This window comes from Nocardia abscessus NBRC 100374, from assembly GCF_000308455.1.
In the GTDB taxonomy this organism is placed as follows: Bacteria; Actinomycetota; Actinomycetes; order Mycobacteriales; family Mycobacteriaceae; genus Nocardia; species Nocardia abscessus.
Genome location: NZ_BAFP01000092.1, coordinates 50,491 through 70,756, shown reverse-complemented (window position 1 = coordinate 70,756; position 20,266 = coordinate 50,491). Strand labels below are relative to the sequence as shown.

The following is a 20,266-nucleotide window of genomic DNA, read 5'->3' as shown; positions in this document are numbered from 1 at the left end:
GATCCTTCATGTCCTCATCTGTGTCCACGACCGGCCGTTCGGGGCTGGTCTATCTCGTCGCGGCCGGAATCCTCTGGGGCACCGGCGGTCTGCTCGGTACGCTGGTGCACCGGGCCACCGGGCTGTCTCCGGTCTCCGTCGCCACCTGCCGACTGGCCGTCGGTGGGCTCCTGCTGGTGGCGCTGCTGGCGGGCGCCCGGCGACCGTGGCCGCGAAATCCGCTGGCCTGGCGCCGGATCGGCGCGGTCGCGGTGCTCGCGGCGGCCTTCCAGGCGGCCTATTTCGGCGCGGTCGCGATGTCCTCGGTCAGTCTCGCGACGTTGCTCACAATCGGTTTGTCGCCGGTGGTTGTCGCGGTGTTGGAGCACGTCACCGGAAAGCATCCGGTGGACCGGCGGCGCGCGGCCACGATCGGGCTCGCCCTGGGCGGACTGGCGTTGCTGGCCGGTGTTCCGTCCGGCGCCGCTGGCGTCGGCGGGTTGCTGATCGGCGCGGCGCTGGCCGCACTGGCCGCGGCGGCGTTCGCGACGGTCACCGTGATCAACGCCGCGCCGGTGCCCGGGCTCGACGCGATGACCACGACCGGCCTCGGGTTCACCGGCGGCGCCTTGCTGCTGGCTCCCGTCGCGGCGACGAGCGGCCTGACCTTCGACCCGACCATCGGCAGCATCGCACTGGTCCTGGTGCTCGGGCTGGCGCCCACCGCGGTCGCCTACACCTGCTACTTCCGGGGCCTCGCGGATGCCGGCCCCGGGATCGCCGCGGTGCTCGCACTGCTCGAACCCCTCACGGGCGCGGCGCTCGCGGCGGTCGTCCTGGGCGAACGCCTCACCGCGACGGGACTGACCGGCGCCGCGCTGCTCATCGGGGCGCTGTTGCTCGCGGCCGCCCCTTCGCGTGCCACGATTGTGCGGTCGGACACGGCGTCCGAGCCGCGCCCGGCCCGCGACTAAGCTTCGGCGAGTGACTTCTGCCGCGACGACCCCGGGTTCCACCTGGGCGCCGCTGCGTTCACCGGTGTATCGCGCGCTCTGGGTGGCGCAGATGGTGTCGAATCTCGGCACTTGGATGCAGACCGTCGGTGCCCAGTGGATCATGGTCGACCAGCCCAACGCGGCGGCGCTGGTGTCGTTCGTGCAGACCGCCATCACCCTTCCGGTGATGCTGCTGGCCATCCCGTCCGGGGTGATCGCCGACCTGGTGGATCGACGCTGGTTGCTGCTCGGTGCGCAGTCCACGATGGCGGTGCTGGCGACGATTCTCGCCGTCTCGACGGCGACCGGGCACACAACGCCCGCCGTACTGCTCACGCTGTTGTTCCTGCTCGGCTGCGGGCAGGCGCTGACCGCGCCCGCGTGGCAGGCGATCCAGCCGGAACTGGTCGCGCGCGAGCAGATTCCGGCGGCGTCCGCGCTGGGCAGCATGAACATCAACATCGGCCGGGCGGTGGGGCCCGCGCTGGCCGGAGTGCTGGTCTCGCTGTCCGGGCCGACGCTGGTGTTCGCGCTGAACGCGGTCTCGTTCGTCGGGATCGTCGTGGTCCTGACGCTGTGGCGCCGCCCCGCGATCGATCGGCGCCTGCCCACCGAGCGTCCGCTGGCGGCGTTGCAGGCCGGTACCCGGTTCATCCGCGCGGCTCCGGCGATCCGGCGGGTGCTGCTGCGCTCGATCTTGTTCATCGCGCCCGCGAGCGCGGTGTGGGCGCTGTTGCCGGTGATCGCGCGCGACCGGCTCGGGCTGTCGTCGTCGGGATACGGGCTGATGCTCGGCGCGATGGGCATCGGTGCGGTACTCGGCGCCGCGGCGCTGTCGCGCTTGCGGGCCTTGCTGACCCCGACCCAGCGGCTCACCATCGCCGCCGTTCTGTTCGGCGCGGCGACGGCGGGGACCGCCCTGCTGCGCGTTGTGCCGGTGGTGCTGGTGCTGCTGGTGTTCGCTGGGCTGGCGTGGCTGCTGGCGATGTCCACCATGAACGCGACCATGCAGCTGCTGCTGCCCGCCTGGGTGCGCGCCCGCGGGTTGTCGGTGTACCTGCTGGTGTTCATGGGTGGACAGGCGATCGGCTCACTGGTCTGGGGCCTGGTGGCGGACGCGATCGGCTCGGTGCCCGCGCTGCTGTGGGCTGCGGCGCTGCTCGCGTTCTGCGCGGTGAGCACGGTGTGGCTGCCCATCCGCAACGATCCCGAACTGCTCGACCTGACCCCCTCGGCGTTCTGGCCGGAACCCGAGCTGGCGGTCGAACCCGATCCCGACGACGGTCCGGTGCTCGTCCTGCGCAGCTACGACGTTCCGCCGGAGAGTGCCGAGGAGTTCCTGGCCGCCATGGCCTTCGTCGGGCGGTCCCGGCAGCGCACCGGCGCGATGGAATGGCGTCTGTATCGCGACGTCGGAATGATCGACCGCTACGTGGAGGCCTTCGTCGTGCGGTCCTGGGCCGAGCACATGCACCAGCATCAGGTCCGGCTCACCGCGCAGGACCAGCTGCGCGAACAGGCCGTCGCCAAGTTCGGCACCGACGAGGGGGACCAGGTCACCCACTTGGTCGCGGTCGACCGGCGCTAGGACGGACCCGCGGGCGCGGTGGCCCGAGTGCCTGATTCGGTGCGATCGCCCCGACCGCATACACTGTCCGGCATGCGGATGTTCCTGGATATCCTCCTGATCATCACCAGCCTGCTGCTGGTGCTGCTGGTGCTGCTGCACCGCGCCAAGGGTGGAGGTCTGTCCAGCTTGTTCGGCGGCGGCGTGCAGTCCAGCCTGTCCGGGTCCACCGTCGTGGAGAAGAACCTCGACCGCGTCACCATCTTCACCGGCGTCATCTGGCTGATCGCCATCCTCGGCATCGGCCTGGAGATCAAGTTCGCCTGAGTTCGGCGGTCACCGCACCCGCCGTGAGCGCCGCCGCGCCGAGCGCTACCGCGGCGATGACGAACGCGGCGGGGTAGCTCGTCCCGAGCACCGGGGCAACCACCAACGGACCGAGAATCTGCCCGGCGCCGTACCCGGCCGTCAGCGGCGCCGCCGCGGCCCCGTCGGTCAACTCGGCGCCGACCCGCATCGCGAGCATGACGATTCCGACGAACGTCCCCCCGAACAGCGCCGCCGCCACCACTGCGGCCCAGATCGCATCGGACACGGCCGGGAGCATCGCCGAGACGCACTGCGCCCCCAACGCGACGGGCAACAGGAGCGCCGGAGACCAGCGCCGCGCGGCCATGGCCCAGAGCACGGTCGAGACCGTCGCCGCCGCGCCGACGACGATCCACATCGCCGAACCGGTCACCGGCCCGCGGTCCGCGCTCACCGCCGCCACCGAGAAGGTACCGATCACGATGTACCCGAAGCCTTCGAGGAAGTAGGCGACGAACAGGAAACGCCAAGCCCGCAGGACGCGCGCCGCCCCGCGTGGCACACGCTGCCCAGGACGGATGTCCAGGCGCCACACGGGGATCAGAAGGGCGGCGGTGAGCGCCGCGGAGACCAGCCACAAAATCTGCCACGACGCCACCGGTCGCAACGCGAGCACCAGCAGGCCCGTCCACGCTATGCCGAAGCCGATGCCGCCGAAGACTATTCCCCCCGACTGGTCGCCGGCGCCGGGACGGCTCGCGAAACTCGCGCAGGCAATGAAGATCACCGCACTGGCGATGCCCGCGACAAGGCGCAGGAAGGCGAGAAGCAGGATCGGCCCCGGCGCCGCCATGAGCGCTTCACTCGCGATCAACAGTCCAGCCGACGCCAGGAAGATCGAGCGGTTGCCGAGCACCGGACGCCAGGTGAGCAGCAGCGCGCCGAGCAGATAACCGGCGTAGTTCGCGGTCGCGATCAGGGCGCCGTCGTGTGCGGTGATGCGATGGGCGTCGACCATGAGCGGCAGCAACGGGGTGTACACGAAGCGGCCGACGCCCATCGCGGCGGCCAGGCCGGATGCCGCGGCCACCGCGGGTGCGAGGCCGCGGCGCCGGGCGCGGGTACGGACGACGGTGGTCACCGCTCGACCGTACGAGGCCGTCGGCGCACTCGGGAAATGCTTTCTGTGCACGATGTATACGCTCGACGCATGGATATCGAGCTGCGGCACCTGCGGGCGTATCTCGCGTTGTGCGAGGAGGCGAACTACACCCGCGCTGCAGCCCGGCTGCACCTGAGCCAGCCCGCGCTGACCAGGACGATCCAGCAGTTGGAGCGGCTGGTCGACTGCCGGTTGGTAGAGCGGACCGCGCGGCGGTTCGCGCTCACTCCCGAGGGAGCCGAACTGCTGGGCCACACCCGCCGCATCCTGGCCGACGTCGACGCGGTCGCCGCCGAACTGCGCTCGCGCGCCACGCTGGAGGTCGGGTTCTCCTGGCTGCTGCCCGACGCGTGGTTCGCCGCGACCCGCCGCCGGTACGAGGAACAGGGTGGCCGGATCACGCTGCGGCGCGTGGACGACCCGCTGGCCGCGCTCGGCGAGCGGGTCGTGGACATCGCGATCTACCGCAAGGAGACCGGGCTGCCGCGCCATCTGGCGTCCCGGATCATCGCCACCGAACAGCGGGTGCTGGCGGTGGCCGCGCACTCGGCCTTAGCGGGGGCGACCGACCTGTCCTGGTCCGACCTGGCCGATCGGCCGCTGGTGGTCAACACCGTGTCGGGCACCACCGACGCGGCGTCGTGGCACCCCGCCGACCCGGACCGGGTCGTGATCGCCTGCACGAACTTCGACGAATGGATCGAGTTGGTCGCGGCCGATCGCGGCATCGGCGTGGTACCGGGTCTGGCGCGCACCAGGGCTCCGCACCCCGGCGTCGTCTATCTGGACATTCCCGACGCGCCGCCCTCGCATGTGTATGTCGCGTGGCGGGCCAGGCCGGTCCCGCCGCGCTCGATGCAGCGCTTTCTCGCTGCGCTCTGACCGTCAGTCGACCCGCGGAATGCGCCCGTCGAGATCGGTGAACCCGTAGTACTCGGCGAGATCGGCCACCCGCCAGGGCAGCCCGGTGCGTGAGCGCCGCCCCGCGTCGGTGGCGAGTGCGACGACGGCGCGGCCGGTGAAGCGCGGTGTCTGTGCGTCGCCCAGGTCGAAGGTGCCCTCACCGGGCAGCGTGACCAATCGCCGGCCGTCGGCGTCGGCCGAAACCATTTGCAGCAGTTCGGTGTCCACGATGCCCGGCCAGAGCGAGACCGCGGTCACCTCGGTGCCCGCGAGATTGTGCGCCATGTCGGCGGTGAGCCGGTCCACCGCCGCTTTGGCGACGCCGTACACCGCGTTGTGCATGTACCTGCGCGCCCCGGGCGAGGAGATGTTGACGATCAGCCCGCCGGATTCGATCAGCAGCGGCGCGGCGAACACGCTTGCCACGTAATGGGATCGGACACCCACGTCGAACGACTCGTCCCAGGCCGCCGGTGGCACCTCCCAGAACGGCTTGCCCAGCCAGCGGGCCGCGGCGGGGGAGTTGTAGACGTTGTTCACCAGCACGTCCAGCCTGCCGTGCTCGGTGCGGATCAGCTCGAACAGCCGCTCCACCGCATCGTCGTCACGGTGATCGCACACGAACGGGATGCCGACTCCGCCCGCGGCATCGATGTCCGCGGCCGTAGCGTGTACCGTGCCGGGTAGCCGTCCCTGGGCCGCCGAGCGCCCGGTGACGAACACCGTGGCACCCGCCGCGCCCAGTTCCAGCGCGATTCCCTTGCCGATACCGCGGCTGGCGCCGGTGACCACCGCGACCTTGCCTTCGAGCCTCTCGGGTATTCCGCTCACGGAATCGGAACATTACCTTGAAACGATAACGTGTTCTAGTACATCGTCCGGGAGGCATGAGTGGAGCTGACGCATCGGTTCGTGACGACCAACGGGGTCCGCATGCACGTCGCCGAGCAGGGTACGGGGCAGCCGGTGATCTTCTGCCACGGTTTCCCGCACACCTGGTACATCTGGCACCGCCAGCTTCCCGCGCTCGCCGCGGCGGGCTACCGCGCCCTCGCGCCGGACCTGCGCGGCTACGGGCAGACCGACGCCCCGGCCGACCTCGAGGCGTACACCAATCGCGCGGTCTGCGCCGACCTGCTGGCACTGCTCGACGACATCGGCGCCGAACAGGCGGTGTTCGTCGGCCTGGACTTCGGCGCGGCACTGGTGTGGGAACTGGCGTTGCGCGCGCCGGAGCGGGTGCGCGGCGTCATCGTCCTGAACAATCCCTTCGCGCCGCGTCCGCCGCGCGCTCCGTCGCAATTGTGGGCCAAGGCCGCGGCCCGGCACTTCCTGCACCTGCACTACTTTCAGGCCCCAGGGGTCGCGGACGCGGAACTCGCCGCGCGTCCCCGGGAGTTCCTGGCCCGCGTCTACTACGCGCTCAGCGCCGACTATCACTACCTGGACACCTGGCGTTTCCCGGCGGAGGGCACGGGCTACCTCGATGTGCTGCCGGAGGCGCCCGCGTTGCCGTGGCGCTGGCTCGGCGCGGACGAGTTGGACGTGCTGGCAGGGGATTTCGAGCGCACCGGGTTCACCGGCGGATTGAACTGGTACCGCAGCCTGGATCGCAATTGGGAACTCACCGCCGAGTACTCGGACGCGAAAGTCGCCGTGCCCGCTTACTTCCTGTACGGCGACCGTGATCCCGACATGGAAGGCTTCAGCGGGCGTGACCCGCTGGCCACCTTGCGTGCGCACGTCGCCGACCTGCGTGCGGTGACCGAGATCAGCGGTGCGGGCCACCTCGTTCAGCTGGAGCGAACCGAGCAGGTGAACGCGTTGCTCATCGCGCATCTCGCCCATCTGGCCGCCCATCCCGACCGGCTTCCGGCCTGAGACGAAACGTCTTCGGGCCCACCGCCGTTCGTTGTCGGTGGGCACCGCTAATGTTCGGTGAATGAGTTATAGCCTGAGCATCTACGTCGTCGAACTGGACAGGGTCAAGGGTGCCATCGGGTCTCGGGACGACAAGCTCCGGCGGATGATCGGGGGGCGCTTCAAGGCTCAGCTGACCCACGACGACGACTGGTTCGCCGAGGAGATCGCAGGCGGCGCACCCACCCGCTACGAGGCGGTGCGCGCCGTTATCGACGGCGGTCCGTTCGACCCGGCCTACGGTTTCCAATACGGCTACGCCTACCAGACGATCTGCCAGTTCTACGGCCGGTTCGTGGACAACCGCTACTTCTCGGCGTTCCGCGGGCGTTGGCTCGACCACATCGATGACGGGCTCGCCACGCTGGGCATCAAAGCGGTCAGCGTCCGTGCGTTCATGTACCACTCGCTGCCGCCCTCGCTGCCGCAGCCCGACGAATTGCCCGGCTACGGCGAATGGACGCCGGAACAGTGCGCGGAAGCGCTCGTCCAGTGGGAGTCGACCACGCCACCGCAGCGCGAAGAGGTCGACCACGAGGTCCTGGCCGCCATCGAGTCCTGTGTCGAGTGGATCCGGGAGGCCCAGGCGCGTCCGGGCTGGGGGATCGCCGGGTTCTTCTACTGATCGGCCCGCCGGAGCGAGTCGTGCCGGGACAGGGCCGGGGCAGCTACGGCCGCCGCCGTCCGGATCCGCTCAGCGGTATTCCTCGGCCAGCTTCGGGTAGTCCGACCACCGCGGCAGCGGTTGGAAGTCGAGGTAGGCGGTCAGGCGATCGAGCAGGTATTGCCACCGTGGGCCGATCGCGCCCGCGTCGGCGGGGCACACGTGGCGGCGGGTGAGCTCCACGGTGGTGACCACGCCGACCTGGGTCATCCGGATTTCGAGCAGGCAGCCGTCGATGTGCACCACGAGTTCGTGCGGCGCCTGGCAATCGTCGACGCGCACCGCGACCGGGCCGGGGACCGGACCGTCGAACAATTCGATGGTGAGGTTGCCGTTGCCGCCGGAGACGGTGCCGAGCCAGCGCGCGAGCTGGCCGCGCTCGGTGGCCGCCGACCACACGTCCAGTACCGGCTTGTGGAACGAACGCAGGTAGTGCAGGAGCACCAGATCGCCGTCGGCTGTGTGCTCGTGCTCCGGCCGCACCTCGCCGAGCATGGACATCGTGGTCATCGCCGTGTCCTTTCCGCTGCTGGTCACCGTCACCCCCACTGTATTTCCACTATTCACCGGTCGAATCGAATTACGGGGAATGCCGGGCCTCGGCGCGCCGCGGGTCCGCGCCGGTCGCCGCACCGAGGAGCCGGACGGCCGCGGCTTCGATCCGTTCCTCGTCCAGCAGCACCGTCGCGGCGGCCGGGCCGAGCGGCACGAAACTGTCCTCGCTGGTCACCCGCGCGAGCCGCCCGGTGAAACCGGCGTCGAGCAGAGCCGCGCACACCGCTTCCGATACGCCACCACCGCGGCGGGTCTCGTCCGCGACGAGGACCCGTCCGGTCGCGCGAGCGTGCCGCAGCAGATCTACGGCCGGTAGCGGAGCGAGCCAGCGCAGGTCGAGCACCCGAGCGTGGATCCCGTGCCGGGCCAGCCGCCGCGCCGCGCGCAGGCTCATCGGCACGCCGTTGGCGAAGCTGACCAGGGTCAGGTCGGCCCCGTCGCCGTAGACCCGGGCGCGGCCGATCTCGACGTGCTCCGCCGGAGACGGGCGTGCCAGCCAACCGTCGTCGCCCGGACGGTGCAGGTCGCGCGTGTGGTACAGCGCGATGGGCTCGAGGTACAGGCACACTCTGCCGTCCACCCGGGCGGCGGACACGCACGTGCGCAGCATCGCCGCGGCGTCGTCGGCGCGCGACGGGGAGGCGAGCACGACGCCTGGGATGTCGCGCAGCGCGGCCACCGAGTTGTCGTTGTGGAAGTGGCCGCCGAAGCCCTTCTGGTAGCCGTATCCGGCGATCCGCACCACCATGGGGTTGCGGTAGCGGCCGTCGGAGAAGAACGAGAGCGTGGCCGCTTCGCCACGGATCTGATCCGCGGCGTTGTGCAGGTAGGCGAGGTACTGGATCTCCGGGATCGGCACGAATCCGGCGAGCGCCGCGCCGAGGGCGGTGCCCAGGACGCTCTGCTCGTCCAGCAGGGTGTCGAACACGCGCCGCGCGCCGAACGTCTTCTGCAACCCCTTGGTCACCCCGTACACCCCGCCCTTGCGGCCGACGTCCTCGCCGAAGACGAGCACATCCCGGTCGCGCGCGAGCAAGTCGGCGAGGGCGTCGTTGATGGCCTGCGCCAGGGTCATCGGATCACCCTGCGCGACAGCGCCGTTCACGCGGTGCGGCGCCCCGATACCCGTGCTCGCATGGCCGGTGTCGGCCTGTTTCCGCTCGTCGTGCGGGATCGGGTCGGTGCGGAGCGCGTCGGCGCGCACGAGCGCGGGACGGGAGAGGGCGATCGGTGCGATCACGGCCGCCGCCGAATCGAGTTTCGGTTCGGCGCAGACCAGTTCGGCGGTCGTGGCGACGCGATGGGCCAGGTCGGCGTAGCGGTCGAGCAGGTCGGCGGGTGTGGCGACGCCGGACTCGATCAGCAGTCGTGCCGTCGCCGTCACCGGGTCGCGAGCGAGGTCGGCGGCGATCTCGGCGGGGCGGCGGTAGGCGGTCTCGACGTCGGATCCGGCGTGACCGAGCAGCCGCACGGTCCGCAGGCGCAGGAACGCGGGCGCGCGGTGCTCCCTGACCCACCGGGTGGCGGCGTTCGCCGTGGTCAGCGCATCGAGCGGGGCGCAGCCGTCCGCGTCGAAGTACGCCAGGCCCGGCCGGTGGCCGTACGCCTGCTCGATCCAGCCGGGTGGGGTCGGCACGCTGATCCCGATGCCGTTGTCCTCGCACACGAACAGGATCGGCATCGGAATCCCTCGACCCGCAGTGTGGATCGCGGCATTGATCGCCCCGGTCGCGGTGGAGTGGTTGGCCGACGCGTCGCCGAAACTGCACACCACCACCGAGTCGGCGGGCCACCGGGCGGGGACACCCAGCCGCGCCGCGCGATCGATCGCGAACGCCAACCCGACCGCGCGCGGAAGATGCGAGGCGATGGTCGAGGTCTGCGGGATGACGTTCGCGGCAGCACTGCCGAACACCTTGTGCCGCCCACCGGAAATCGGGTCCGTCGCCGCCGCGACCACGCCGAGCAGGACGTCCCGGATGGGGTCGAGCCCGGGCACACGCCGGGACCGGTGCACGAAGAACGCCCCCGACCGGTAGTGCAGCAGGGCAGGGTCGGTGGTGCGCAGGGCGGCCGCCACGGCGGCATTGCCCTCGTGGCCGGACGAGCCGATGCTGTAGTAACCGCGCCGGTCGCTGCCGAGGCGGCGTGCCGCGAGATCGAGGTGTCTGCTCGTCGCCTGTGCGTCGAACAGTTCCAGGCACGCCGTGCCGGTGATCGCGCCGCCGCCCACGATCGGCTGTTCCGCCGGACGCCGCGGCCCCGGCACGAATGCGGCGACGGCCGTGCGGAACCGCTCGTCCAGATCCACTGCCTGCTCGGTCACCGACCGATCATCTCGTAAACTCCGCCGTCCGGCTGCCTTATCCGACGGTATCCTTTCGGCAACCGGGAATTGGGGCGGACAAATTTACGCGTCGACCGTCGCGGCCCCTCAGCGCAGCGCGGACGCGGCTTCCTGATCCAGCAGCCAGGTCGTGGAGTCGATACCCGTCGCACCGGCCGCGGGCACGTCCGCCGGGTCCGCGCCGCCGATGGCCGCGGCGACCGCCTCGGCCTTGCCCGCGCCGCCGACCACCAGCACGACGTGCCGGGTCCGCCTGATCGCGGGCCGGGTGAGGGTCACCCGCACCGGCGGCGGCTTCGGTGAATTCGTGACGGCGACGACGAGCTCGTGCTCCTCGCGCACCGCGTCGGTGTGCGGGAACAGCGAGTTCACGTGGCCCTCGCCGCCCATGCCGAGCAGGTGCAGATCGAACGCGCCGTGTTCGGCGAGATAGGCGTGCACCGTGGCGGAGTACTCGGCGGCCGCCTCCACCGGATCGGGATACTCGCCGTCGGAGGCGGCCACCGGATGCACCCGCGCCGGGTCCACCGGCACGTGATCGAGCAGCGCCTGCCTGGCTTGCAGGTCGTTGCGCTCCGGATCGTTCGCGGGCACGAAACGCTCGTCGCCCCAGAACACCTCGACCCGGGACCAGTCGATGTCGCCGGGGGACTTACGCACCTGCTCCAGCAGGGCGATGCCGGTTCCGCCGCCGGTCAGCACCACCGCCGCCGAGCCGCGCTCGGCCTGGGCCGCGACCACGACCGAGACGAAGCGGACCGCCGCGGCGGCGACCAGCGAGTCGGTGTCCAGATGCACCTCGACGGTGTCGCTGGGGAACGGCGAATCGGTGTGCTCACTCATAGATCACCTTCTCGATTCCGGCCAGCGCCTTCGCGTAGGTCTCGTCGGCGTCCAGCCTGCGTAGGTCCTCGGCGAGGCAGTCACGGGTCTCCCGGCGCGCCAGAGCGATCCGCTGCACCGGCTCGCCGGTGCGGGTCAATGTCGCGGTGCGGCCGGTCTGCGGGCGTTCGATCGCGATGGAGACGGTGGGCCGGTGCAGCTCCACCCGCAGCGGGCCGGTGCGGCGGCGGACGGGGCAGCCCAGCCGGGCGGCCAGCCAACCGGCCAGGATGTCCAGGGCGGGCTCGTCGCGCAGCCCCGACACGGTCGCGGATTCCACCGATTCGAACGGCGGCTCGTCCATCGCCGCTGCCAGCAGCGCGCGCCAGTACGTGATCCGGCTCCAGGCCAGATCGGTGTCACCGCTGGCGTAGGACTGCAGCCGTTTCTTGATCGCTGCCTGGGGATCGGGCGCGAACGTGGCGTCGGTGATGCGGCGGCCCGCCAAGCGCCCCACCGAATCCTTGGACGGGAATTGCGGGGCGCCGCGCGGCCACCACGCGACCACCGGCGTATCCGGTAGGAGGAACGGCGTGACGACGCTGCTCTCATGGTTGACCAGTTCGCCTTGCAGCCGCAGCACGATCACTTCGGCCGCCCCCGCGTCGCCGCCCACCCGGATCTGAGCGTCCAGCCGGGTGGCGGCCTCCCGGTCGCCGCGCGCCAGCACCACCACACGACAGGGATGCTCGCGGCTGGCTTCGTTCGCCGCGTCGATCGCGTCCTCGGCCTCGGAGCTGTCCAGTGTGCACACCACCAGAGTGAGCACGCGGCCGACGGTGATCACGCCGTTGCTCTCGCGCAACTGCACGATGCGCTTGGTGACCTCGCCGGTCTTGGTCTCGGGCATGTCGACGATCACGGACGCCGCCATTCCCGCCCGGTGCGGGCTATCATCTCGTCGGCCGAGGGCGGACCCCAGGTGCCCGCTTCGTACGGTTCCGGCCTGCCTTCGGCGGCCCAGTGCTCGAGCACCGGATCCAGGATGCGCCAGGACAATTCGACCTCCGCGTTCACCGGAAACAGCGACGGCACCCCGAGCAGCACGTCGAGGATCAGGCGTTCGTAAGCCTCGGGAGAGGACTCGGTGAACGCCTCGCCGTAGGTGAAGTCCATGTTGACGTCGCGCACCTCCATGCTGGAGCCCGGCACCTTCGAGCCGAACCGCGTGGTGATGCCCTCGTCCGGCTGTACCCGGATGACCAGTGCGTTCTGCCCCAGCTCCTCGGTCATGGTCTGGTCGAACGGCAGATGCGGCGCCCGCTTGAAGATCACCGCGATCTCGGTCACCCTGCGGCCGAGCCGCTTTCCGGTGCGCAGGAAGAACGGCACGCCCGCCCAGCGGCGGGTGTCGATCTCCAGGCTGATCGCGGCATAGGTCTCGGTCTTCGAATTCGGGTCGAAGCCGTCCTCCTGCAGCAGGCCGGCCACGTGCTCGCTGCCTTGCCAGCCCGCGGTGTACTGCCCGCGCGCGGTGGTCTCGTCCAGCGGTTCGATGAGCCTGGTCGCCGAGAGCACCTTGATCTTCTCGGTCTGCAATTGCTTGGGCTCGAAGCTGATCGGCTCCTCCATGGCGGTGAGCGCCAGCAGTTGCAGCAGGTGGTTCTGGATCACGTCGCGCGCGGCCCCGATGCCGTCGTAGTAGCCCGCGCGGCCGCCCAAGCCGATGTCCTCGGCCATGGTGATCTGCACGTGGTCGACGAAGTTGGCGTTCCAGATCGGCTCGTACAACTGGTTGGCGAAGCGCAGCGCCAGCAGGTTCTGCACCGTCTCCTTGCCCAGATAGTGGTCGATGCGGAACACCCGCTCCTCCGGAAACACCCCGTTGACCAGCGCGTTGAGCTCCTGGGCGCTGTGCAGGTCGTGCCCGAAGGGCTTCTCGATCACCACCCGTCGCCACGGTTTGCGGGCAGCGTCCGGCCCGGTCGTCTGCGCCAAGCCGTGCGAGCAGAGCTGATCGAGCACCACCGGGAACATGTTCGGCGGGATCGACAGGTAGAACGCGTGATTGCCGCCGGTGCCGCGCTCCTTGTCCAGGGTGGCGAGGGTGTCGGCGAGCCGGTCGAATGCCGCGTCGTCGTCGAAGGTGCCCTGGACGAACCGGATGCCCTCGGAGAGCTGATCCCAGACCTCCTGGCGGAACGGAGTGCGCGCGTGCGCCTTGACGGCCTCCAGGACGACCCCGGCGAAGTCCTCGTCCGCGTAATCGCGGCGCGCGAAGCCGACCAAGCCGAAGGCCGGGGGCAACAGCCCCCGGTTCGCCAGGTCGTAGATGGCCGGCATCAGCTTCTTCCGAGACAGATCGCCGGTGACGCCGAAAATGACCATGCTGCACGGTCCGGCGATGCGGGGGAGCCGCTTGTCCCCCTTGTCACGCAGCGGGTTCTGCCATTCGACGGCGTCCGGTCGATCTGCGGGCGCTGCTCCGGCCATCGATCAGCCGTTCCCGGTCGACGCCGACTTCAGCTCGTCGGCGGTGGCGGAAAGCAGCTCCTCCCAGGATTTCTCGAACTTGTCCACGCCCTCGCGCTCGAGCACCACGAACACGTCGTCGAGGTCGACGCCGACGGCGGCGAGCCGGTCGAAGACGTCCTTGGCCGCTGCGGCCTGGCCGCTGACGGCGTCGCCGCGGATCGCACCGTGATCGGCGACCGCCTGCAGCGTCTTCTCCGGCAGCGTGTTCACCGTGTTCGGGGCGACCAGTTCGGTGACGTACATCGTGTCGGAGTAGTCCGGGTTCTTGACACCGGTCGACGCCCACAGCGGACGCTGCCGATTCGCCCCGGACGCGGCCAGGTTCTGGAAGGTCGAGGTGTGCTTGCCACCGTCGAACACGTCCTGGTACTCGGCGTAGGCCAGGTGGGCGTTCGCGATGCCGGCCTTGCCGCGCAGCGCGAGCGCCTCCTCGGTGCCCAGCGCCTCCAGCCGCTTGTCGATCTCGGTGTCCACCCGGGAGACGAAGAACGAAGCGACGGAATGGATCTTGGCCGGATCGTGGCCGGCGACCTTGGCCTTCTTCACGCCTTCCAGGTACGCGCCCATCACCGCGCGGTAGCGCTGGACCGAGAAGATCAGCGTGACGTTCACGCTGATGCCCTCCGCGATCACCGCGGTGATGGCGGACAGACCCTCCTCGGTGGCCGGGATCTTGATGAACAGGTTGGGCCGGTCGACGATCTTCCACAATTCGACCGCCTGCGCCACGGTCCGGTCGGCGTCGAACGCCAGGCGGGGGTCGACCTCGATGGAGACCCGGCCGTCCACGCCGTTGGTGGCCTCGAAGACCGGAGCGAACACGTCACAGGCCGCGCGGACGTCGTCGGTGGTGATGGTGCGGATCGCGGCGTCGGCGTCGGCGCCTTGCGCGGCAAGCTCTTTGAGCTGGCCGTCGTAGGCGTGACCCTGGCTGAGCGCACCCTGGAAGATCGTCGGGTTGGTGGTGACACCGACGACGGATCGGGTTTCGATCAGCTCGAGCAGGTTGCCGGACCGGATCCGGTCCCTGGACAGATCGTCGAGCCATACGGACACTCCCGCCGCCGAGAGAGCGGCGAGATTCTCGTTCTGAGCCATGGGCGCTTATCCCTTCACGTTCTCGAGCGTGCGCTGCGCGGCGGCAACGACGGCTTCCGGAGTGAAGCCGAATTCGCGGAACAGGGTCTTGTAGTCGGCGGAGGCGCCGAAGTGCTCGATCGACACGATCTCGCCCGCGTCACCGGCGAACCGGTGCCACGGCATCGCGATTCCGGCCTCGACGACGACGCGTGCGGCGATCGCGGGCGGAAGCACCTCGTCCCGGTAAGCCTTGTCCTGCGCGTCGAACCACTCCACACACGGCATCGACACCACGCGGGTGGCGATGCCCTGCTCCTCCAGGGTAGTGCGGGCGGCGACCGCGAGGTGGAGCTCCGAACCGGTGGCGATCAGGATCACCTGCGGGGTGCCCGTGGAGGCCTCGGCCAGCACGTAGCCGCCCTTGGACACGCCCTCGTAGCTGGTGCCCTCCAGGATCGGCAGATCCTGGCGGGTCAGCGCCAGGCCGGACGGGCCGTCCTGGTGCGGCGGCTCGGACACCGAGAAATGCGACCGGTGCTCGCTGCTGTCGCGTTCCAGGATGGTGCGCCAGGCGTAGGTGGTCTCGTTGGCGTCGCCCGGACGGACGACGTTCAGGCCCGGGATCGCGCGCAGCGCGGCGAGGTGCTCGATCGGCTGGTGCGTCGGGCCGTCCTCGCCGAGGCCGATGGAGTCGTGGGTCCAGACGTAGATCGCGGGCACGCGCATCAGCGCCGCCAGGCGGACGGCGGGACGCATGTAGTCGCTGAACACCAAGAAGGTTCCGCCGTACGGGCGGGTCGGGCCGTGCAGCGCGATGCCGTTGAGGATCGAGCCCATCGCGTGCTCGCGGACGCCGAAGTGCAGGGTCCGGCCGTACGGGTTGGCCTTCCACATGCCGGTGGAGATCGACTCCGGCCCGAAGCTGGGCTGGTCGGGCATGGTGGTGTTGTTGGACTCGGCCAGGTCGGCCGAGCCGCCCCACAGCTCGGGCAGCACCGGCGCCAGCGCGGCGAGTACCTTGCCGGACGCCTTGCGGGTGGCCATGCCCTTCGGATCCGGTTCGTAGCTGGGCAGATTCGCGGTCCAGTTCTCCGGCAGCCGGCGCTGGATCAAGCGGTCGAACAGCGCTTTGTTCTCCGGGTTGGCCGCAGCCCACGCGTCGAAGGACTTCTGCCACTCCGCGTGCGCCGCGCGCCCGCGTTCGACGACCTTGCGGGTGTGCTCGATGACCGCGGGATCCACGTCGAAGCTCTTGTCCGGGTCGAAGCCGAGGATCTTCTTGGTCGCGGCCACCTCGTCGGCGCCCAGCGCCGCGCCGTGGGCCGAACCGGTGTTCATCTTGCCGGGGGCGGGGTAGCCGATGATGGTGCGCAGCACGATGATCGAGGGCTTGCCGGTCTCGGCCTTGGCGGCCTCCAGCGCGGCCTCGATGGCGACGACGTCCTCGCCGCCCTCGACCACCTGCACGTGCCAGCCGTATGCCTCGTACCGCGCGGCGACGTCCTCGGTGAAGGCGATGGTGGTGTCGTCCTCGATGGAGATCTTGTTGTCGTCGTAGACCAGCACGAGGTTGCCCAGCTGCTGGGTGCCCGCCAGCGAGGACGCCTCGGACGTGACGCCCTCCTCCAGGTCACCGTCGGAGGCGATGACGTAGACGAAGTGGTCGAACGGGCTCGTGCCGGGCGCGGCGTCCGGGTCGAACAGACCGCGCTCGCGCCGCGCCGCCATGGCCATGCCGACCGCCGAGGCGAGACCCTGGCCGAGCGGGCCGGTGGTGATCTCCACGCCGTCGGTGTGCCGGAACTCCGGGTGACCCGGGGTGAGCGAGCCCCACTTGCGCAGGTTCTTCAGGTCGTCGAGTTCCAGACCGTAACCCGCCAGGTACAGCTGGATGTACTGGGTGAGGCTGGAGTGACCGCAGGACAGCACGAACCGGTCCCGCCCGACCCAGCTCGGATCGCTCGGGTCGACGCGCATGGTGCGCTGGTAGAGCGTGTAGGCCAGCGGCGCCAGGCTCATCGCGGTGCCGGGATGACCGTTTCCGGCGTTCTGCACCGCCTCGGCGGCCAGGACCCGGATGGTGTCGACGGCCTTGGTGTCCAGATCCGTCCAGTCGTCCGGGTGGTTCGGCTGAGTGAGGGCGCGGATGTCGTCTGTGATCGACACGACCGAGGTTCTCCTGACATTGGTTTCGTCGACGGCGGTTGGGGTTTCTGACGGCGATGATCGCGCGGCAGCTACGGCGTGCGTACCGGGTATACCCACCTACCCTAGATGTGCCCGCTGACCGGCACACCATTAACCCTGGGTTGGTTCGGCGGGCCCTGCTGCGCTGCGTGTTCGCAGGTGGTGTTTTCGCGCCCGCGCCTGCGGCGGCGGTGTGTTCGCGGCCTTGCACGGCGGACGTGGAGCGGGACGAGACCCGGGCCATCGGTGCACGTGGTTCGGCCCTTTCGAACGCGCGGCGGGGCGCGAACGCGCTCGTCAGCTCGCGCTCGGCGGGACGGAAGGTTTCGATCAAGCGACCGCTTCCCCGCATTCGTCGCGACCGCGGCGAGAGTTGCTGCAACGGCCCGTTCGAAGGCGCGGTGTATTCGCGGGCTCAGGTCCCGGGCCAGGAAATTCTTCCGGCCGCGGGAACGAGATTCGGCCCGTAGCGCGGGAGCTCGGCCGTGCCGCGGCGAGTAGGCGGACCGGACCAGGCCGCTGGAAGTCTCGAACAGAAGACGTACGGGGCGGATCGAACGCCCCTGGCGAAGGCTGTCCCCGCGGCGCGGGACAGGCCGTCCGGCCCGTCGCCGACCGCCGCCCTTGCGCGGGGGCGAGCGGAAGGGGAGGGGCGGCAGGGGTCTACCATCCTCTGTAGTAGTAGTCGCGCCGCACCGGTCGGAAGGGCGCCGGGGCGGACGCGGGTCCGGCGTCGGCACGTCCGTACCACCGGGACGAGCGCACTGCTCGTCCATGCCGGATGCGATGCACAGCGTGCGAGGAGAGACAGTGCGGATTGGGCAACAGCCGGGTGGCGACGGTGCGCACGGCTCCTCCGCGACGGCGCTGGCCGACCGGTTCACGGGGCCCGGCCTACCGTCCCGGTTGATGCGACGGACGCTGGCCTACGTCGCCCTGACCAAGCCCAGGGTGATCGAGCTGCTGCTCGTCGCCACGATCCCGACCATGCTGCTGGCCGACCGCGGCACCGTCGACATCCGGCTGATCCTGGCGACCCTCTTCGGCGGCTGGATGGGCGCGGCGAGCGCGAACACGCTCAACTGCGTCGCCGACGCCGATATCGACAAGGTCATGAAGCGCACCGCCAAGCGGCCGCTGGCCCGGGAGGCGGTGCCCACCCGCAACGCTTTCGTCTTCGGCGTCGTGCTGGGCGTCGGCTCCTTCGCCTGGCTGTGGTGGCAGGCCAACCTGCTCAGCGGCCTGCTCGTGGTCGCGACGATCCTGTTCTACGTCTTCGTCTACACGCTCGGCCTCAAGCGCCGTACCTCGCAGAACGTGGTGTGGGGCGGCGCTGCGGGCTGCATGCCCGTGCTGGTCGGCTGGTCGGCCGTGACGGGAGGCATCGGCTGGCCCGCCGTCGCGCTGTTCGCAGTCATCTTCTTCTGGACGCCGCCGCACACCTGGGCGCTGGCCATGCGCTACAAGGAGGACTATCGCGCGGCGGGCGTGCCGATGCTGCCGGTGGTGGCCACCGAGCGGGCCGTCACCAAGCAGATCGTCGTCTACACCTGGCTGACCGTGCTCGCCACGCTCGCCCTGGTCCCGGCCACCGGCGTGATCTACGCGGCCGTGGCGCTGGTGGCCGGAGCGTGGTTCCTGCTCATGGCCCACCAGCTGTACGCGGGCGTGCGGCGCGGCGAATCGGTGAAGCCGCTGCGGCTGTTCCTGCAGTCGAACAACTACCTGGCCGTGGTGTTCTGCGGCCTCGCGGTGGACTCGGTGCTCGGCTGGGACACCATCGGCAGCTTCTTCAGCTGATCGCGCCGACGTAGCCGTCGGGCCGCACGAGCACCCGGGTGCCCTCGACCGCGGCATAGGCCGCATGAGCGTGTCCGTCGACATCCACCACGTGCCGCCCTGACACCTGCGTTCCGGGTCGTACCACCGCATACGCGTGCGGCCCTGCCTCCGCGGGCGCGCCGAACGACAGCACCGTCGCGTGGGGGCCGCGGAACAGGTCGAACAACCGGACGGGCCGCCCTCCCTCGTCTTTCACCGGCGCGTCCGGGGCCCGGTCGCCCGCGGCCAGCGGCTCGCGCACGGCCGGATCGCGGTAGCTGATGTCCAGCTGCTGGGTCTCCGGTCCGCGCCGCATCGCGTCCTCGTCGCCGTCGACCAGCTTGTCCAGCAGTTCCGAACTCAGGCCGAGCACCCTGGCGGCGACCGTCCTGCGCTCGGTTTCGTAGCTGTCCAGGAGCGTGTCGTCACCGGCGAGGGCGGCGGCCAGCTTCCAGCCGAGGTTGTAGGCGTCCTGGACGCCGGTGTTCATGCCCTGGCCGCCGGTGGGCGGATGCGCGTGCGCGGCATCCCCGGCGAGGAAGACCCGGCCGTCGCGGAACCTCTGCGCCAGGCGGACATTGGGCCGCCACACCGTCACCCAGGTCAGGTCGGTGAGCGTGACGTCGTCGCGCCCGCAGTAGCGATCGGCGTAGGACTGCAGCAGTTCGAGGCTCGGTTGCGCGTCCGCGCTCAGTGGCGCGGCGAACTGGAAGTGACGTCCACCGGGCAGCGGGGACAGGGCGATGCCCTGCATCGGCTGATCGGCGGCGGCGAACCAGTAGCCGAAGTCGTGGTCGAGCGCGTCGGCGCGCACGTCGCCGAGCAGCATCCGGATCGACTCGTCGGTGTCGCCCTCGAACGCGATGCCCAGCGTCTTGCGCACGGTGCTCTTGCCGCCGTCGGCGCCGACCAGGTAGGCGGCGCGCACGGTCTCGCGGGCGCCGTCGCGTTCCAGCGTCGCCGTGACGCCGTTGTCGTCCTGGCCGAAGGTGACCAGGGCTGTTCCCAGCTCCACGGGTACGCCGAATTCGGCGAGCCGTTCGCGCAGGATGGCCTCGGTGCGGGACTGGCCGAGGACCCACACGTTGGGGTAGGGAACGGCGGGGGTGGGCTCGACCTGCTCGCTCATCCTGCGCTCGGCGACGAACTCGCCGTCGAGGTGCACGCGCATCACCGGCCCCGGCATCCCCGCCGCGTGCACCGCGTCCAGAACTCCCAGGTCGTCGACGACTTCCAGGGTGCGCGGCTGGATGCCGTCGCCGCGGGAACCCGCGAAGAATGTGTCCGCCTTGTCGATGATCCGGACGGGAATGTTCCGGCGGGCGAGATCGAGGGCGAGGGTGAGACCGGTGGGTCCGGCGCCTGCGACGAGAACGAGCTGTGACACGGGTACTCCTGATGAATTAAAATTCAGTGAATG

At 70.3% G+C, this 20,266-nt stretch carries 17 protein-coding genes; 7 read left to right on the top strand and 10 right to left on the bottom strand.

Annotated elements, in window-relative coordinates:
* Positions 1 to 8: 8 nt before the first annotated feature.
* From ON19_RS18045 to secG, 3 genes are all read left to right on the top strand, one after another.
* A complete protein-coding gene (locus ON19_RS18045; protein ID WP_051169018.1) occupies positions 9 to 953 on the top strand; it encodes a DMT family transporter in 945 nt (314 codons plus the stop codon).
* A gap of 10 nt (positions 954 to 963) precedes the next feature.
* The gene (locus ON19_RS18040; protein ID WP_043693697.1) at positions 964 to 2,562 is read left to right on the top strand and encodes an MFS transporter; all 1,599 of its coding nucleotides are present in this window, start codon (positions 964 to 966) and stop codon (positions 2,560 to 2,562) included.
* 72 nt (positions 2,563 to 2,634) lie between these two features.
* Positions 2,635 to 2,868: a preprotein translocase subunit SecG gene (gene secG, locus ON19_RS18035; RefSeq protein ID WP_043693695.1), complete on the top strand. Its 234-nt coding sequence runs from the start codon at positions 2,635 to 2,637 to the stop codon at positions 2,866 to 2,868.
* On the opposite strand, the gene ON19_RS18030 is transcribed toward secG, so the two are convergent.
* On the bottom strand, positions 2,855 to 3,991 hold the full coding sequence (locus ON19_RS18030) for a YbfB/YjiJ family MFS transporter (RefSeq protein WP_051169017.1): 1,137 nt from the start codon (positions 3,989 to 3,991) through the stop codon (positions 2,855 to 2,857). The two genes, secG and ON19_RS18030, sit on opposite strands and share 14 nt — an antisense overlap.
* 69 nt (positions 3,992 to 4,060) lie before the next feature.
* Between ON19_RS18030 and ON19_RS18025 the strand changes: the two genes are divergently transcribed.
* On the top strand, positions 4,061 to 4,894 hold the full coding sequence (locus ON19_RS18025; protein WP_043693692.1) for a LysR family transcriptional regulator: 834 nt from the start codon (positions 4,061 to 4,063) through the stop codon (positions 4,892 to 4,894).
* Positions 4,895 to 4,897: 3 nt separating this feature from the next.
* On the opposite strand, the gene ON19_RS18020 is transcribed toward ON19_RS18025, so the two are convergent.
* Positions 4,898 to 5,746 carry an SDR family NAD(P)-dependent oxidoreductase gene (locus tag ON19_RS18020; RefSeq protein ID WP_043693689.1) on the bottom strand — a complete coding sequence of 283 codons (849 nt, stop codon included), beginning with the start codon at positions 5,744 to 5,746 and terminating at the stop codon, positions 4,898 to 4,900.
* 102 nt (positions 5,747 to 5,848) lie between these two features.
* On the opposite strand from ON19_RS18020, the gene ON19_RS18015 reads away from it, so the two are divergent.
* Both ON19_RS18015 and ON19_RS18010 read left to right on the top strand, forming a co-directional pair.
* Positions 5,849 to 6,796, top strand: a complete 948-nt coding sequence (locus ON19_RS18015; RefSeq protein ID WP_051169033.1) for an alpha/beta fold hydrolase — start codon at positions 5,849 to 5,851, stop codon at positions 6,794 to 6,796.
* Between the two features lie 61 nt (positions 6,797 to 6,857).
* Positions 6,858 to 7,460 (top strand): DUF7691 family protein, encoded by a 603-nt coding sequence (locus ON19_RS18010; RefSeq protein WP_043693683.1) that lies wholly within the window; start codon positions 6,858 to 6,860, stop codon positions 7,458 to 7,460.
* 69 nt (positions 7,461 to 7,529) lie between these two features.
* On the opposite strand, the gene ON19_RS18005 is transcribed toward ON19_RS18010, so the two are convergent.
* The 7 genes from ON19_RS18005 to tkt all read right to left on the bottom strand — a co-directional run bounded on the left by ON19_RS18005 (position 7,530) and on the right by tkt (position 17,004).
* Positions 7,530 to 8,036 (bottom strand): SRPBCC family protein, encoded by a 507-nt coding sequence (locus tag ON19_RS18005; protein ID WP_227954698.1) that lies wholly within the window; start codon positions 8,034 to 8,036, stop codon positions 7,530 to 7,532.
* Positions 8,037 to 8,079: 43 nt separating this feature from the next.
* A complete protein-coding gene (locus tag ON19_RS18000) occupies positions 8,080 to 10,380 on the bottom strand; it encodes a thiamine pyrophosphate-dependent enzyme (protein WP_051169016.1) in 2,301 nt (766 codons plus the stop codon).
* A 108-nt stretch (positions 10,381 to 10,488) separates the two neighbouring features.
* Positions 10,489 to 11,244: a 6-phosphogluconolactonase gene (pgl, locus tag ON19_RS17995; RefSeq protein WP_043693680.1), complete on the bottom strand. Its 756-nt coding sequence runs from the start codon at positions 11,242 to 11,244 to the stop codon at positions 10,489 to 10,491.
* Positions 11,237 to 12,145, bottom strand: a complete 909-nt coding sequence (gene opcA / locus ON19_RS17990) for a glucose-6-phosphate dehydrogenase assembly protein OpcA (RefSeq protein ID WP_174377703.1) — start codon at positions 12,143 to 12,145, stop codon at positions 11,237 to 11,239. The genes pgl and opcA overlap by 8 nt, the downstream gene beginning before the upstream one ends.
* Positions 12,142 to 13,716, bottom strand: a complete 1,575-nt coding sequence (gene zwf, locus ON19_RS17985) for a glucose-6-phosphate dehydrogenase (RefSeq protein WP_043693674.1) — start codon at positions 13,714 to 13,716, stop codon at positions 12,142 to 12,144. The genes opcA and zwf overlap by 4 nt, the downstream gene beginning before the upstream one ends.
* Positions 13,717 to 13,719: 3 nt before the next feature.
* Positions 13,720 to 14,856: a transaldolase gene (gene tal, locus ON19_RS17980; protein WP_043693673.1), complete on the bottom strand. Its 1,137-nt coding sequence runs from the start codon at positions 14,854 to 14,856 to the stop codon at positions 13,720 to 13,722.
* Positions 14,857 to 14,862: 6 nt separating this feature from the next.
* Complete coding sequence (gene tkt / locus ON19_RS17975; RefSeq protein WP_043693670.1) at positions 14,863 to 17,004, bottom strand: transketolase; 2,142 nt, start codon at positions 17,002 to 17,004, stop codon at positions 14,863 to 14,865.
* 930 nt (positions 17,005 to 17,934) lie between these two features.
* Here tkt and ON19_RS17965 point away from each other — a divergent pair.
* Positions 17,935 to 18,825, top strand: a complete 891-nt coding sequence (locus ON19_RS17965) for a heme o synthase (protein ID WP_227954995.1) — start codon at positions 17,935 to 17,937, stop codon at positions 18,823 to 18,825.
* On the opposite strand, the gene ON19_RS17960 is transcribed toward ON19_RS17965, so the two are convergent.
* The gene (locus ON19_RS17960; protein WP_043693665.1) at positions 18,818 to 20,233 is read right to left on the bottom strand and encodes an FAD-dependent monooxygenase; all 1,416 of its coding nucleotides are present in this window, start codon (positions 20,231 to 20,233) and stop codon (positions 18,818 to 18,820) included. The two genes, ON19_RS17965 and ON19_RS17960, sit on opposite strands and share 8 nt — an antisense overlap.
* Positions 20,234 to 20,266 lie beyond the last annotated feature (33 nt).

Excerpts from the sequence above, each read along its gene's own strand:
- ON19_RS18010 (WP_043693683.1), top strand. The coding sequence starts at position 6,858 with ATGAGTTATAGCCTGAGCATCTACGTCGTCGAACTGGACAGGGTCAAG.
- pgl (WP_043693680.1), bottom strand. The coding sequence starts at position 11,244 with ATGAGTGAGCACACCGATTCGCCGTTCCCCAGCGACACCGTCGAGGTG.
- ON19_RS18025 (WP_043693692.1), top strand. The coding sequence starts at position 4,061 with ATGGATATCGAGCTGCGGCACCTGCGGGCGTATCTCGCGTTGTGCGAG.
- secG (WP_043693695.1), top strand. The coding sequence starts at position 2,635 with ATGCGGATGTTCCTGGATATCCTCCTGATCATCACCAGCCTGCTGCTG.
- ON19_RS17965 (WP_227954995.1), top strand. The coding sequence starts at position 17,935 with ATGCGACGGACGCTGGCCTACGTCGCCCTGACCAAGCCCAGGGTGATC.
- tal (WP_043693673.1), bottom strand. The coding sequence starts at position 14,856 with ATGGCTCAGAACGAGAATCTCGCCGCTCTCTCGGCGGCGGGAGTGTCC.
- ON19_RS18015 (WP_051169033.1), top strand. The coding sequence starts at position 5,849 with ATGCACGTCGCCGAGCAGGGTACGGGGCAGCCGGTGATCTTCTGCCAC.
- ON19_RS18045 (WP_051169018.1), top strand. The coding sequence starts at position 9 with ATGTCCTCATCTGTGTCCACGACCGGCCGTTCGGGGCTGGTCTATCTC.
- zwf (WP_043693674.1), bottom strand. The coding sequence starts at position 13,716 with ATGGCCGGAGCAGCGCCCGCAGATCGACCGGACGCCGTCGAATGGCAG.